The sequence below is a fragment of the Spirosoma aerolatum genome (assembly GCF_002056795.1).
Taxonomy (GTDB): Bacteria; Bacteroidota; Bacteroidia; order Cytophagales; family Spirosomataceae; genus Spirosoma; species Spirosoma aerolatum.
In genome coordinates this window covers 1,549,746-1,564,398 of the sequence record NZ_CP020104.1, presented here as the reverse complement: position 1 = coordinate 1,564,398, position 14,653 = coordinate 1,549,746, and the positions used below count along the sequence as shown (strand labels likewise).

The 14,653-nt window shown below is 48.4% G+C and carries 12 protein-coding genes; 7 read left to right on the top strand and 5 right to left on the bottom strand.

The window, feature by feature from the left end; all coding sequences use genetic code 11:
- Nucleotides 1-8: 8 nt before the first annotated feature.
- A complete protein-coding gene (locus B5M13_RS06360; protein ID WP_080054881.1) occupies nucleotides 9-1,667 on the top strand; it encodes a UxaA family hydrolase in 1,659 nt (552 codons plus the stop codon).
- A gap of 89 nt (nucleotides 1,668-1,756) precedes the next feature.
- Complete coding sequence (locus B5M13_RS06355) at nucleotides 1,757-2,530, top strand: SDR family NAD(P)-dependent oxidoreductase (protein ID WP_080054880.1); 774 nt, start codon at nucleotides 1,757-1,759, stop codon at nucleotides 2,528-2,530.
- A 50-nt stretch (nucleotides 2,531-2,580) separates the two neighbouring features.
- Here the strand turns inward: B5M13_RS06355 and B5M13_RS06350 are convergent, their stop codons facing one another.
- Both B5M13_RS06350 and B5M13_RS06345 read right to left on the bottom strand, forming a co-directional pair.
- Entirely contained in the window at nucleotides 2,581-3,162 is a 582-nt protein-coding gene (locus tag B5M13_RS06350) for a GNAT family N-acetyltransferase (protein WP_080054879.1), read from the bottom strand.
- 22 nt (nucleotides 3,163-3,184) lie between these two features.
- The gene (locus tag B5M13_RS06345) at nucleotides 3,185-3,718 is read right to left on the bottom strand and encodes a DUF4234 domain-containing protein (RefSeq protein WP_080054878.1); all 534 of its coding nucleotides are present in this window, start codon (nucleotides 3,716-3,718) and stop codon (nucleotides 3,185-3,187) included.
- A gap of 197 nt (nucleotides 3,719-3,915) precedes the next feature.
- On the opposite strand from B5M13_RS06345, the gene uvrB reads away from it, so the two are divergent.
- Nucleotides 3,916-5,937: an excinuclease ABC subunit UvrB gene (gene uvrB, locus B5M13_RS06340; protein ID WP_080054877.1), complete on the top strand. Its 2,022-nt coding sequence runs from the start codon at nucleotides 3,916-3,918 to the stop codon at nucleotides 5,935-5,937.
- Between the two features lie 305 nt (nucleotides 5,938-6,242).
- Here uvrB and B5M13_RS34005 read toward each other — a convergent pair whose 3' ends face one another.
- Entirely contained in the window at nucleotides 6,243-6,563 is a 321-nt protein-coding gene (locus B5M13_RS34005; protein WP_245859809.1) for a hypothetical protein, read from the bottom strand.
- Nucleotides 6,564-6,645: 82 nt separating this feature from the next.
- Between B5M13_RS34005 and B5M13_RS06330 the strand changes: the two genes are divergently transcribed.
- Nucleotides 6,646-7,173 (top strand): DUF2911 domain-containing protein, encoded by a 528-nt coding sequence (locus B5M13_RS06330; protein WP_080054876.1) that lies wholly within the window; start codon nucleotides 6,646-6,648, stop codon nucleotides 7,171-7,173.
- 40 nt (nucleotides 7,174-7,213) lie between these two features.
- On the opposite strand, the gene B5M13_RS06325 is transcribed toward B5M13_RS06330, so the two are convergent.
- On the bottom strand, nucleotides 7,214-8,161 hold the full coding sequence (locus tag B5M13_RS06325) for an alpha/beta hydrolase (protein WP_080054875.1): 948 nt from the start codon (nucleotides 8,159-8,161) through the stop codon (nucleotides 7,214-7,216).
- Between the two features lie 140 nt (nucleotides 8,162-8,301).
- Here B5M13_RS06325 and B5M13_RS06320 point away from each other — a divergent pair, with 140 nt between their 5' ends.
- Nucleotides 8,302-11,574 (top strand): glycoside hydrolase family 2 TIM barrel-domain containing protein, encoded by a 3,273-nt coding sequence (locus B5M13_RS06320; RefSeq protein ID WP_080054874.1) that lies wholly within the window; start codon nucleotides 8,302-8,304, stop codon nucleotides 11,572-11,574.
- A gap of 148 nt (nucleotides 11,575-11,722) precedes the next feature.
- Complete coding sequence (locus B5M13_RS06315; protein WP_080054873.1) at nucleotides 11,723-12,874, top strand: sigma-54-dependent transcriptional regulator; 1,152 nt, start codon at nucleotides 11,723-11,725, stop codon at nucleotides 12,872-12,874.
- Between the two features lie 68 nt (nucleotides 12,875-12,942).
- Here the strand turns inward: B5M13_RS06315 and B5M13_RS06310 are convergent, their stop codons facing one another.
- Nucleotides 12,943-14,067 (bottom strand): LuxE/PaaK family acyltransferase, encoded by a 1,125-nt coding sequence (locus tag B5M13_RS06310; protein ID WP_080054872.1) that lies wholly within the window; start codon nucleotides 14,065-14,067, stop codon nucleotides 12,943-12,945.
- A 38-nt stretch (nucleotides 14,068-14,105) separates the two neighbouring features.
- On the opposite strand from B5M13_RS06310, the gene B5M13_RS06305 reads away from it, so the two are divergent.
- Nucleotides 14,106-14,651 (top strand): hypothetical protein, encoded by a 546-nt coding sequence (locus tag B5M13_RS06305; RefSeq protein WP_080054871.1) that lies wholly within the window; start codon nucleotides 14,106-14,108, stop codon nucleotides 14,649-14,651.
- Nucleotides 14,652-14,653: the final 2 nt, after the last annotated feature.

Genomic DNA, 14,653 nt, shown 5'->3' with positions numbered 1-14,653 from the left:
ATTGCTAAATGGCTGCCCGAGTATTAAAAGTTCACCCTGCCGATAATGTCATTGTTGCCCTCCGCAACCTATCCGCTGGCGAACAAATTGAGTTTGACAACGAGATTTATGAGCTACCCTATGCCGTTGGGGCAAAACACAAATTTGTGACGGAAGAACGGCAACCCGGCGACCCGATTACAATGTATGGTGTGCTGGTTGGCAAAGCCACCCAACCCATCCGACGGGGCGAACCGATCACGACCTTCAATTTGAAGCACGATGCTGACCGGTACGGTCTCGATAAAAAACAACCTTATTCATGGCAACCGCCCGATGTGTCGTCCTGGCAGAACCGTACATTTATGGGTTACCACCGGGCCGACGGTAGCGTAGGTACGCGTAACTACTGGCTCGTGGTGCCACTCGTATTTTGTGAAAACCGTAATGTGCTTATCCTGAAAGATGCATTTGAGCGTGAGTTGGGCTATGCACAACCCGAAATCTATCGGGAGCAGGTCCATGAATTAATCAGTCTCTATAAAGCGGGCGAACTGGATGTTGTCAAAAAAATGCAGCCCTTCGTTGAGCCCGCTTATGTGCACCAGCAAGTGGCTAAACGACCGTTTAAAAACGTCGATGGTATCAAATTTCTGACGCACGAAATGGGCTGTGGCGGTACGCGTCAGGATTCCGCTTACCTGGGCTCGCTCCTGGCCGGCTTTATCAACAACCCGAACGTGGCCGGAGCAACCGTCCTAAGTCTGGGCTGTCAGCATTTACAGGTCGACATAATTTCGGCGGAAATAAAACGGCAAAATCCGAAGTTCGACAAACCACTGCTCCTGTTCGAACAACAGGCTGGCACCGAATACACGCTGATGTCACAGGCCATTAAAGAGACGTTCCTGGGGCTGATCGAAGTCAACAAGATTGAGCGTCAGCCCGCGCCACTTAGCAAGTTGACCATTGGCCTGAAATGCGGTGGTTCGGATGGTTTTTCGGGTATATCAGCCAATCCGGCATTAGGGCAACTGTCCGATATTGTGGTAACGCTGGGTGGAAAAACCGTACTGGCCGAATTTCCTGAACTGAACGGTGTGGAGCAGGAGCTTATTAATCGTACCGACGATACGACAAAAGCTCAGAAATTCATCGACCTGATGAGTACCTATTCGGCCCAGGCTGAAGCGGTAGGTTCTGGTTTCGACATGAACCCCTCACCGGGGAATATCAAAGACGGACTCATTACCGATGCCATTAAATCGGCAGGAGCCGCCAAGAAAGGAGGGACTTCGCGCGTAGCCGATGTACTCGACTATGCCGAACCCGCTACTAAGTCGGGGCTGAATCTGCTTTGCACCCCCGGCAACGATGTGGAAGCCACAACGGGGATGGCCGGTTCGGGCACCAACGTTATCGTCTTTACGACCGGACTGGGCACGCCAACAGGTAACCCAATTTGCCCGGTGGTAAAAGTATCAACCAATACGACTCTTAAAAACCGGATGCCTGATGTAATTGACTTCGACAGTGGGCCAATCATCGATGGCGAACAAACCATTGAGCAGAATGCCGACGCTATGCTGGAATACATCATCCGGCTCGCATCGGGCGAAGAAACAACCCAGGCCGAACGACTGGGGCAAGATGATTTCATTCCCTGGAAGCGGGGGGTTTCACTTTAATTTTGAGTGATAGAGTGATTGAATGATTGAATAGCTGACGCGAGAAGCTATTCAATCATTCAATCACTCTATCATTCGATCATTCAACTATGTTTTCTCTCCAAAACAAAACCGCCCTCATCACAGGGGGAGCCAGTGGCATTGGGCTGGCCATCTCGAAAACATTTGCGCAGGCAGGTGCATCTGTCCATATTCTTGACCTCAACGCCGATCAGGCTGAACAGGCAGCTTCCGAAATTCGTCAGGATGGCGGGTTGGTCACCAGTCATGCCATTGATGTCTCGAATCAAAGCCAGACGGTCGAAGTAATCAATCAGATTGCCGAACAGGGGCCTATTCATATTCTAGTGAACAACGCAGGGGTATCACACATCGGCACTGTCGAAACTACAACCGAAGCCGATTTTGACCGCATTTTTCGGATCAACACCAAAGGGGTTTACAACTGCCTTTTTGCGACCATCCCACACATGAAAAAAGCCGGAGGGGGCGTGGTGCTTAACATGGCTTCTATAGCGGCTACCATTGGGATTCCTGACCGATTTGCGTATTCAATGAGCAAAGGAGCGGTACTGACCATGACCCTGTCGGTGGCTAAAGATTACCTGAAAGACAATATCCGCTGCAACTGCATATCGCCTGCACGGGTTCATACCCCATTTGTGGATGGCTTCATCGCCCGAACGTATCCCGGTCGCGAAGCCGAAATGTTTGAAAAGCTCTCGAAAACGCAGCCTATCGGCCGTATGGCCGAACCCGAAGAAGTGGGAGCACTGGCTCTTTACCTCTGTTCCGACGAAGCGGGTTTCATTACTGGCTGCGACTACCCACTAGATGGTGGTTTTACCCGGCTGAACAACTAAAGAATGAGCAATGGATAATGTACAATAATCTAATCGGCAGGAATCATCCATTAACCATTATTCATTTCTGAAAGCGTCAGGCACATATCGAAGTTGAGTACGTCATTCTCGAACTGCCCTACCTCGATAAACCCATATTTCTGGTAATACCGATGGGCACGGATATTTCGGGCCTGTACCCCACCCCACAGAACAATCCGTTCTTTATGCATGGCCCTGGCTATTGTCAGGGCCTTTTTCATGAGGTGATTACCCAAACCACGGCTCTGATACGCATCAGCGATGGAAGGAGCTATCGAAAAATCGGTTTCGACGTTAATAGGTATTCCCAACGCCTGATAGCGGACCGCATCGGAAGGTGTAGCACCCGACAATAACAAAACGTAGGCAATGATTGTCTGGTTATCAGCCGATGTCGCAATCAGACGCACGATTTCGGCCGGATTCAACGTACGGCAAATATGCCGTACCGTTTCCTCCACAAACGAATGAGGGGCAAAGTAACTTCGGGTTTCAGCCGATAATCCCTTAAAATAGGTCGTCAGTTTAGGCGCATCCGTTGAATCCAATAGACGAATGATAATTGATTCGTCAGGTGAAAGTTGAATGGTTTCGGGTGAAAATGCTTCCATAAATACAACTAGCCGATAACAGTTACGATGGCTCCTCTCCCATTAAAAGGCCAGCAACTGCCAGTACCATAACGATTCCTCCTACTATTACTATGAGAAATTCACCCGGACTCAATGCAGGGTTATACTTATTTGGATAGGCCTGTCGATAAATGTAGTTGAGCTGTTTTACACTCGGAACTAAAAAAAGAAAAGGAGGTACGAATAGCGCCATCAACGCCAGACTGTCTGGCGATACCCTGTCCAGCATCCGTTGGGCTACTGCCAGTATAACAAACCCAGTAGCGTATCCATTACTGCTAATCCCCGGATGCCCTTTTTCGACAGCCACATCATTTATGTGTTCTAATAAAGTATGTACGAAAAATATATTGAAAATGGCTCGCCAGAATGGATAGATATCCCAATTATATACATCTCTGAAAAAAGCCCAGTTTTTGTAAAACCAATAGATTGTGTAGATGCCAAACGTAAAAAAGGATAGCAGACAAAAGGCCCAGACGGGCTGGCTTTTCATATAAGGTACCGTTTCTACATCGTTGTAGTTGTTTTCCATACGAATGGGCTGAATGAGCTGGCAATATAGTTGATCAACAATCAATTGACCAATCTGAAAATTTTCAGTAACTAATCTCGTTGAAAAGCGTTGCGTTTACACGCACCTATTGCTCCATCATAGCCAGCGTTTGTTTCAAATTCGCCTTGGAAAAGGGGCAAAATCTTCGTAAATTAGCCAGATTCTAAACGACGCTGATGAGCTTTAAATTAACCTCAGAATTCCAGCCTACCGGCGATCAGCCCAAGGCGATCAGTCAACTTGTCAAAGGCATCAATGAGGGCGAACCCTCTCAGGTTTTGCTTGGGGTCACTGGATCTGGTAAGACCTTTTCCATAGCCAATGTTATTGCCCAAACCAATCGGCCAACGCTCGTTCTGAGCCACAATAAAACCCTGGCGGCCCAGCTATACGGCGAATTCAAGCAGTTTTTCCCTGAAAATGCGGTCGAGTATTTCATCTCGTATTACGACTACTACCAGCCCGAAGCCTATATAGCCACCACAAACACGTACATCGAGAAAGATCTGGCAATCAATGAAGAAATCGATAAGCTTCGATTAGCGGCTACGTCAGCCCTGATGAGCGGTCGGCGCGATGTGATTGTGGTAGCCTCGGTGTCCTGCATTTATGGTATGGGCAACCCGGAGGAATTTAAAAACAACGTGGTTCGGATTGGCGTTGGCGAACGGATGAGCCGCAATCAGTTTCTGCATCAGTTGGTTAGTATCCTCTACAGCCGAACCGAAGCCGAATTTCAACGGGGAAATTTCCGGGTCAAAGGCGATACGGTCGATCTGTACGTAGCCTATGCCGATTTTGCCTATCGGGTAATTTTCTTCGGCGACGAGATCGAAACGATTCAGCGGATCGACCCATCGACAGGTAAAAAGCTTTCTTCGGAGAGTATGGTGACCATCTTCCCGGCCAATCTGTTCGTAACGAGTGGCGATACATTGAAAGGAGCAATCCACGAAATTCAGGACGATCTGGTTGCTCAGATTCGCTACTTCGAATCGGATTTTCGGGAACAGGAAGCTACCCGAATTCGTGAGCGAACCGAGTTCGACCTGGAAATGATGCGCGAACTTGGCTATTGCTCCGGTATCGAAAACTATTCGCGCTATTTCGACCGACGAAAACCCGGCCAGCGCCCGTTCTGCCTGCTCGACTATTTCCCGGATGATTACCTGATGGTTATCGACGAAAGTCACGTAACGATTCCGCAGATTCGGGCCATGTGGGGTGGCGACCGCTCCCGTAAAACCGCTCTGGTCGATTACGGTTTTCGACTTCCATCGGCACTGGATAATCGCCCGCTAACGTTTCAGGAATTCGAGGACTTGTCGGGACAGACTATTTTTGTATCGGCTACGCCATCTGATTACGAACTACGTCGGAGCGAAGGTGTTGTGGTTGAACAACTTATCCGCCCAACCGGCCTGCTCGACCCCGAAATCGAAGTTCGTCCAAGCCTGAATCAAATCGACGACCTGCTCGAATCCATTGATAGTCGGGTCAAACGAAATGAGCGCGTTCTGGTAACGACGTTAACGAAACGAATGGCCGAAGAACTGACGAAATATCTGGACCGTGTTGGTATCAAAACCCGGTATATCCACTCCGAAGTAAAGACGCTGGACCGAGTCGAAATTCTGCGGGATTTACGACTAGGCAACTTCGATGTACTGGTTGGGGTAAATCTCCTTCGGGAAGGTCTCGACTTACCCGAAGTTTCGCTGGTAGCGATTATGGATGCTGATAAAGAAGGCTTCCTCCGCGACATCCGATCACTGATTCAAACCATCGGTCGTGCCGCCCGAAATGCGAATGGCAAGGTGATTATGTATGCTGATACCATCACTGGCTCTATGCAGAAAGCTATTGACGAAACCAACCGTCGCCGGGCTATACAGATGGAGTATAACGCCGACAATAACATTGTGCCGACTACCGTACTGAAATCACGGGAAGCGATTATGGGCCAAACCAAAGTTGCCGACTCGAAGGTCAAGCATTTCTATGTGGAACCCGAAGAAATTAGGATTGCCGCCGACCCCATCGTACAGTACATGGGTAAGGGCGACCTAGAAAAAATGATTACCGAAACGCAGTCAAAAATGGAGCGGGCCGCCAAAGACCTCGACTTCCTTGAAGCCGCCCGTCTACGCGACGAACTGTTCCAGTTACGCGATAAACTGAAACAAAAAACAGCCTGATAATCAAATCAATTGCTTTCGTAGTTGTAATAATTCTTTGCGAAAATGAAAACAATTGATTGCTTTTGTAACGGTTGGGGTGAGAGCCTCGACCCTTCCTTGAGGTAATGCGACCGGCCGGATAGCATTACCTCATTGTATTTTACGACTGATTGTCCCATCAAAAATCTCTTTTCGCTTTAGCCGAACCAATTCACCTTTCCAGATTATCCATAATTCTTTTGTCGATTGAGAACTTGATCTCTTAAGCCTGCTTTTGATTGCTCCTATTAACTTGCTCTTCTCAATTGAACTCTTTATGTGAATTAAAATATAATCGGCTGACGACGAGCATCTCTAATTTCATTATCAATTGCTGATGCTGTAGGGCGTTGGTTGTGCTTAAATTCAATCAAAATCTGTTCTTTAAGCAAATAAGCATCTGGATTTTTATTGCCTTGTCTATCATCAATAGCCAACAGTCGTACCTGATAGCCTAACTTTGCCAGCACAATTGCGGTTTCAATATTGTTTTCAGTCTCATGTGAAGCGTGTGTAATATGCACTTCTGCGTAGCCGCCCGAAGGCTCAATTTCGTTTTTACGGGAGTCGGGGTAAACAAGTCGGTAGTTACGGGTATCAGACATGAAGCGAGAGCAACGAATAAAGCCCGAAAGTTACAAAATCTTTCTACCTTAGCAATCTGAAAATCAAAACCTAAAACTACTCATGAAGCGTATCCTGATTATTCTTGGCATTATTGCCGCCGTTGTTCTGGTGGGCCTTTTTTCGTTACGTAGCTGGACAAAATCGGCTAGTCCTGAAGCGATTGCAGAGGTGAATCAAGGAGGGCTGAAAATCAAGGTGGATTATTGCCAGCCTTATAAAAAAGGGCGTAAAATTTTCGGGGGTCTGGTACCTTATGGAAAAGTATGGCGTACGGGAGCCAATGAAGCAACTGTAATCGAGTTCGATCAGAATGTCATTGCGGCCGGGCAGCCCCTCGATAAAGGTGAATATTCCCTCTGGACAATTCCGTCGCAGGATGGCTGGATTGCCATTTTCAACAGTGAAACCGGTCAGTGGGGTACTAATTATGATCAAACCAAAGACGTTCTACGCGTACCGATCATCTCCCGTAAACATAGCCCAATGGCCGAGCAGTTCTACATTAGTTTCTCCCCATCAGCGAATGGCACCGATATGATTCTGGCCTGGGATCAAACTGAAGCGGTTATACCTTTCCAGAAACGTTAATAGCAGAACCGCTCCGGCGGCCGCCGGAGCGGTTCTGCTATTAACGACGAAAGCTCTCTCCAATAAATTTCAGGGCATCGGGCAGGCCGGTTCGCCAGTACAACCAGGTATGCGCTCCATCGCGGGCTCGGTATTCGTGCGGAATTTTTCGCTCCAGCAACGCCAGATGCAACATGGCATTGCCAATGGTTAGGGCATCGTCATCTCCGCAATCGATATACCAGCGCACTTTATTGAGGTCAGCTTCAGGGGCCGAACGCGCCAACGTAATCGGGCTGTTTCGTTTCCAGGTCAGTGTGAGTCGCTCCTCCCCTTTTACGGGTCCACTAAACACGGGGGCAAAAACAGTATTGTACCGTTCGTCGGGAATACTGGCAAAAGCTTCGTCGGTACGAACGCCCGCGCTCAGGGCCGCGCAGGCAACAAATAAATCGGGATGGTGCATGGCCAGCATCAATGCCCCAAAGCCTCCCATCGACAGGCCAGCTACCGCCCGAAATTCCTGCTGGGTACGTGTTCGGAACATCGAGTCGATATGGGGAATCAGTTCCTGCACAAACATATCTTCGTAGCGAACCTTATTCTGGTAATCATTCACATAGAAGGTTGCTCCCGCATTCGGCATCACAATAATCATCGGAGGATAATCACCGGCCTTAAGTCCTTCGTCAGCTATTCGATCTGCTTCGCCAAACTGAATCCAGCCGGTTTCATCATCGCCATATCCATGCAACAGGTACAGAACCGGATATCGTCGGTTCGAGGTATAATAATCAGGAGGCAGATAAATGGAGAACTTGACGGCCTGATTCAATAGTGAACTATTAAAGCGCATACTTTCCAGCAATCGAGCCTGCGGTGCCGGTAAAACAGGGACGGGCCCGGTCGTTTGTGCGGTTGTCAACTGCGCCCGTCGACGTGATTGAGCCAGCGTTGTAAGCGTTAAAAAAGCCAGAACAGCACAGAGTATAAAACTACGGATTGGCATTAGTGTAAAAGGCGATGAAAGGAGGTTAAATTTATGCGAATTTTTCCAGTCGTCGCCGTACAGCTATAAATTGACCGTTTCTTTGTCAATTGTATCCAGGCCGACCTCTTCGCTTGTGTCATCCATTAAACGTGTTCACGATGTCCAAACGCTTAATCTCTTTCCTCTTTTTAACAACTTTATTAGTATATACGGCCCAGTCTCAAACTCTCCCCGACTGGGAAGACCCACAAGTGTTCAGCCAGCAAACCGAGAAACCTCACGCAACGTTGATCCCATTTGCTTCCGAACAGCAGGTACTTAACGCAACCAACTGGCGAAGCTCTCCAAATATTACGCTGCTGAACGGAACCTGGAAATTTCGATGGGTGAAACATCCCAACCTGATACCTGCTAATTTCTATTCACCTACTACCAGCGATCAAGCCTGGGATAATCTGCCTGTCCCGTCAAACTGGCAGGTTGTTGGCGCACGCGAAGGACGTGCTTACGACCGACCTATCTTCACCAATATCAAACACCCCTTTCCGCCCAATCCTCCGCACATCACAGCCGATACAAACGCTGTTGGGCTATATCGACTCCGGTTCACGGCTCCAGCCAATTTTCAGGACCGAGCTATATTTCTGCATTTCGCGGGGGTACAGTCGACCTGTCGGGTGTATCTGAATGGGCAGCCCGTGGGCTATCACGAAGATGGTATGACACCAGCCGAGTTTCTGATTTCTGATAAACTAAAAGCCGGCGAAAACCTGCTGGCCGTTGAAGTTATTAACTGGTCGGATGGAAGCTACCTGGAAGATCAGGATTTCTGGCGGCTTTCTGGAATTTTCCGGGATGTATTCCTGGTATCAACCCCCAAAACCTACCTTCGTGATCTAGCTGTGGTGACCGATCTGGATGATCAGTATCGTGACGCCGTACTTAAAATTAACGCGTCGGTTCGGAATTTATCGGGTTTAGCTGCGCAAGCGCCTTACCGTTTGCGAGTTACTCTGTACGATCCAAAAAAAGCACCCGTTTTCACCGAAACGATCAACTCCGAAAACGCAACCGATACCGGGCAGGAACGGCTTTTCCGCTTGGCAAAGTCGATCAAAGCTCCGGCTTTGTGGAACGCCGAATCGCCCTCATTGTATACTCTTACCATACAGCTTATCGGGACAGACGGTCAACCTACAGAGGTGGTTAGCCAGCGAGTTGGATTTCGGGAAATGACCTTAACCGACGGGCAGTTGCTGCTCAATGGTAAGCCTGTAACCTACAAAGGTGTGAACCGACACGAATTTGATCCCAATACGGGGCGGGTAATCAGCCGGGAATCCATGATCCGGGACATCACACTAATGAAGCAACTGAATATCAACGCTGTACGAACGTCTCATTACCCCAACGTTACCGACTGGTACGACCTTTGCGACGAATATGGCTTGTATGTGATTGACGAAGCGAATATTGAAAGCCATGATTTATGGGGCAAAGGGCAAACGCCAGCCGCAAAACCCGAATGGCGGGATGCTTTCGTAGCCAGAGGACGGGCTATGGTCGAACGCGACAAAAACCATCCCTGCATTGTGATCTGGTCATTGGGCAACGAAACAGGTATGGGACAAAACTTCAAGGACATGGCTGATATCATGAAACTGGTCGACCCCACACGCCCTATCCACTATGAAGGTCGTCAGCCCTATACCAATACCTCACTCACCAGCTTCGACATCATTTCGACGATGTACCCTTCCGTCGACGACATGGTAAAACTAATGGAAAAAGACCCGTCTCGTCCCGTCATCGTTTGCGAATATGCTCATGCTATGGGCAACAGCGTTGGTAATTTGAAAGACTATTGGGCAGCCATCGACAAATACCCACGTCTGCAAGGTGCTTTTATCTGGGACTGGGTGGATCAGGGGCTTCGGATTAAAAATAAGGCGGGTAAAGAATTCACCGATCATATCAACTACATCGACGGAGCAAACGCCTGCGACGGCCTGGTGAATCCCGACCGTATACCACAACCCGAAACCAATGAAGTAAAGTTAGTTTACCAATACGTTAAGCTTGCAACCCCAACGCCACTGGCGGCTGGTCAGCCCGTTAAAATCAACGTTCGGAATACCTACGGCTTTCAGTCACTCGAACCGTTTCGACTAGAGTGGGAACTTCTTCGAAATGGCGATGTCGTACAACGCGGAGCTGAAACAAATCTGGTCGCAAAACCTGGGCAAACACAGGTTTTAACTTTACCTGTCCGGCTGAATGCGCTTACCGATTCGCGCATGATCGACGGAAACGCCCGGCCGTCGGCATCTGCCATGGCCGAACAGGCTGCCCAGGCTGGTGAGTACTTCCTGAATGTGAGTATCCGACAGAAACAGGCCACCAGTTGGTCGCCAGCCAACCACGAGGTTGCATCGGGTCAGTTTCCTATTAAAATGGAGTCGCCTACGGTTCCTGTGATCGGCATGAATCGTATTCCAGCCGTAAAACTGGCCCAAACTCCTACTATAGCCACTGTTCGGGGTAAAGATTTTGCTATCGTATTCGATAAAACGACAGGGGCCCTTCAGCAATGGTTTTACAAAGGCAAGAATCTACTCGATAAAGGCCTTAAACCGAGTTTTTGGCGTGTACCGACCGATAATGATGAAGGCGGAGGCAGTCAGTCATTTGCAGCTCGGTGGCGCAAAGCCGGTCTGGATACTGCCCAATTTCGTCCAGTCGATTTCAAGGTTGAAACCCGACCACAGCTGGTTCGGATTAACTGCACCAACGAATGGAAAGGCCAGGGAGGTAGCATTACCCAACAAACCGAGTATATCGTTTATGGTACCGGTGATGTGCAGGTTACCACCACCTATACCCCTTCTGGCTCATTGCCTCCGCTCGCGCGCGTGGGCCTGCAATTTCAATTGCCCGCTACGTTCAATACGCTGAGTTGGTATGGCCGTGGGCCATTCGAAAGTTATGCCGACCGAAAAGATGCTGCCAAAGTAGGTCATTACACCAGCAAAGTGGCCGATCAGTTTTTTCCCTACACGATGGCGCAGGAAAATGGTAACAAAACGGATGTTCGCTGGGCACAGCTCACCAACGACCTGAATCAGAGCTTGCTTATCATAAGTGACCCAACACCCAACTCATTTCTGACTGTCAATGTGCGCGACTACACCGACGATGCGCTTCTGAAAGCCAAGCAACCCGACGCCCAGGAGGTGGAACGCGGCAACGTGACAGTCGTTAATGTCGACATGACCCAAATGGGTCTGGGTGGCGACGATAGCTGGTCTCCCCGCCTGCATCCAGAGTATCAGCTTCCGGCAACAAAGCCCTATACCTACTCCTTTCGGATGCGCCCAATCGATTTACGAACCAATATAGCCGAGGCCGTTCATTTAGCCCTTCCCCGTTAATAACTGTACCGACGGATATAATTAGCACCAGGTTTATGAAAAAAGAAAGGGTTTTTATCAAATTTAGTCGTGCGTATATCAAATGCCGATATAAAAACCCCTATTTTCGGGCCTATACTAATCCATCGTTTAAACTTACCCTAGTTATATGGCCAAACTGATTATCGTGGATGACGAAAAACCGATTCGGGCAGCGCTACGCGATATCTTAGAGTACGAAGGCTACGAAGTAGACGAAGCGAAAGACGGAGAAGAAGGACTGGACATGATTCTGAATGGCAGTTATGATGTAGCTTTATGCGACATCAAAATGCCAAAGTTGAATGGTCTGGAAGTGCTGGCCAAAGTAAGCGAAGCTGAAAAAAGCACCCAGGTTGTCATGGTGTCGGCCTTCGGCAATGTTGAAAATGCTGTTGAAGCCACTAAGCGCGGAGCCTTTGATTTCATTACTAAACCACCCGATTTGAACCGCCTGCTCATTACCGTTCGTAATGCCATCGAACGGGCTAAACTGGTGCAGGAAACCAAGACCCTCAAAAAGCGGATCTACAAACTGAACGAAATTGTTGGGGAGTCGGAACCGATCAAAAAGGTAAAGGATACTATCAACCGGGTAGCGGCCACCGAAGCGCGGGTACTGGTAACAGGTGCCAACGGCTCTGGTAAGGAGATGGTTGCCAAGCAAATTCATGAAAAGGGAAGCCGGGCCAATCAACCACTGGTTGAGGTTAACTGCGCTGCTATCCCGAGCGAACTCATTGAAAGTGAATTGTTCGGCCATGAAAAAGGAGCGTTTACCGGTGCTTCGGCAAGGCGTGTTGGGAAGTTTGAACAGGCGGATGGCGGAACACTGTTCCTCGACGAGATTGGTGATATGAGCCTGTCGGCGCAGGCGAAAGTGCTCCGGGCATTGCAGGAAAATAAAATTACCCGTGTTGGGGGCGACAAGGAAATTAAAGTCAACGTTCGGGTCATTGCGGCTACGAACAAAGACCTTCGGCAGGAAATTGTCAATGGCAACTTCCGCGAAGACTTATTCCACCGCCTGAGCGTCATCATGATTCATGTACCGCCCCTGGCAGAACGTAAAGTTGATATTCCGTTACTGGCCGACAAATTCCTGCACGACATTGGCAACGAGTACGGTGCCCCTCCCAAAGAGCTGACACCCGATGCGATGACATATCTGCAATCGCTCCCCTGGACAGGTAACGTCCGTGAGTTACGCAACGTCATCGAACGGCTCGTCATCATGTGTGGTGACACCATCACACTTGAGGATGTGAAGTTATATGCTTAATGATTGACTGATTGAATTTTGACTGATTGAATAGGTATACGATTATCATTCAATCAGTCAAAATTCAATCAGTCAATCATTAAATTACACCCCCGCACGTCGGAATTATCGAAACGACCGATTACCCGAAAGGCCCCGTCTACGCCTGCATATTGCCCCAAATCCTGGGTTTCAATAAACGAGCATGAGTCCAGATTAGCCAGATCGACCACATTGATGCCGCCTGTTCGTGGATAATCGTCAGGATATAGGCAAAAGGGATCGTTGATGTCTCTCAATACTATTCGCAGGGTCGGGCCAGCCTTAAAAATACCATTCCCCATCGAATACGCCTGCGAAAGTAATTCGGTCATGCCGTACTCCGAATGAATCGTTTGTACACCCAACTTCTCCATTAAAATTTCATGCACTTCTTCCCGAAGCAACTCCCGTCGACGGCCTTTCATACCGCCCGTTTCCATCACAATCAACCTGGGCGAATGCCCTAAAGATGTTAAGTCAGAATCCGACTCAGCCCAATCCAGCAGACCGAATGTTACACCGATCAATAAAATCGTCTTTCCGTCGTCATGCTGTACAAGCCGTTTCAGTTGCTCGGTAAGCTCGGTGTGGTTGTGTAGATAAAAACCCGAATCGTTCGGCTCGGCTTGTAGGCCTGTTCGTTGCAAGTGTCCAGTTTGGGCCATAAATTGCTGAACCATATACACAAGCGAGGAGTTATTTCGTTCAAGATACGACGGCAGTAATGCCAGGATGTGAAAGTCGCGAAGAGGGCCATATAACTGCTCGAAAATTCGGGTACTAATGGTTTGATAAAGCGCCGAATCGGGTACTAGGTGACGACTGGTTTGCTCCGCTCCGGCCGTAGTACCACTACTGGCAAAGGTGAGCGTAGTATCGAAGTTGGTGTATATAGTTGAATCGAGGCCCGTCAAAACCGTTTGGGTCTTAAAAAAACCAATCGGCATAAACGGCACCTGACGTAGATTATGGATTTGTTCCGGCTGGCAGTTGAGATAGCTTAAATAGGCCCGATATACCGGATTGTAAGCAGCCTGGTAACGAAATACGGCCAATGCCAGCGACTCGAATGCATCTGAATTCGGAGTTGCCGAACTGATTGCCAGAATCTGCTGCCTAAGCGACTCTCGAATTGGAGCTGCTTTGGCCGAAAGTGTTAATGAAAAAGACAAAGTAAAATAAGCGTTTATTGCACAACGAGTACAACAGTATGCGACGGCAACAAATTCAAACATACCTCCTCGTTTTTGGAGTAGCCATAACCTTATCGGCCTGCTTCACCGAACCGAACTACTCAACAACGCCCGAGATTGAATTTAAAGGGATATTCAAGTACACGCTTGCCGCCGGTAAAGGTGTAGGCCAATCGAAACGGGATTCGGTTGTGCTTACCGTTGGTTTTAAAGATGGGGATGGTAATCTGGGAAATGACATCCCACTACCCAAAGCAGACTCGCTTCGCTATATTTCAAATGGAGGCTGGGGAAACTATGAAATTAAAACCTTCCGTTTAATTAACAAACAGTACGTACTCTATGAGCAAAAGATCAATAATTTTCTTCTATTCCCTGACTTAGCGAAAAACAAGCCTAAAGGGGCTATTGAAGGATCGCTGGATTTCAATCAAACTTTTCAGTACGGAACAGTCATTTATCGGTATCCAACCAAATTTCAAATCAGGATACGGGACCGAGATCTTAATACCAGTAATGTTATCGAAACAGATACGATAACGCTGCCATTTATTCAGCAGTAATT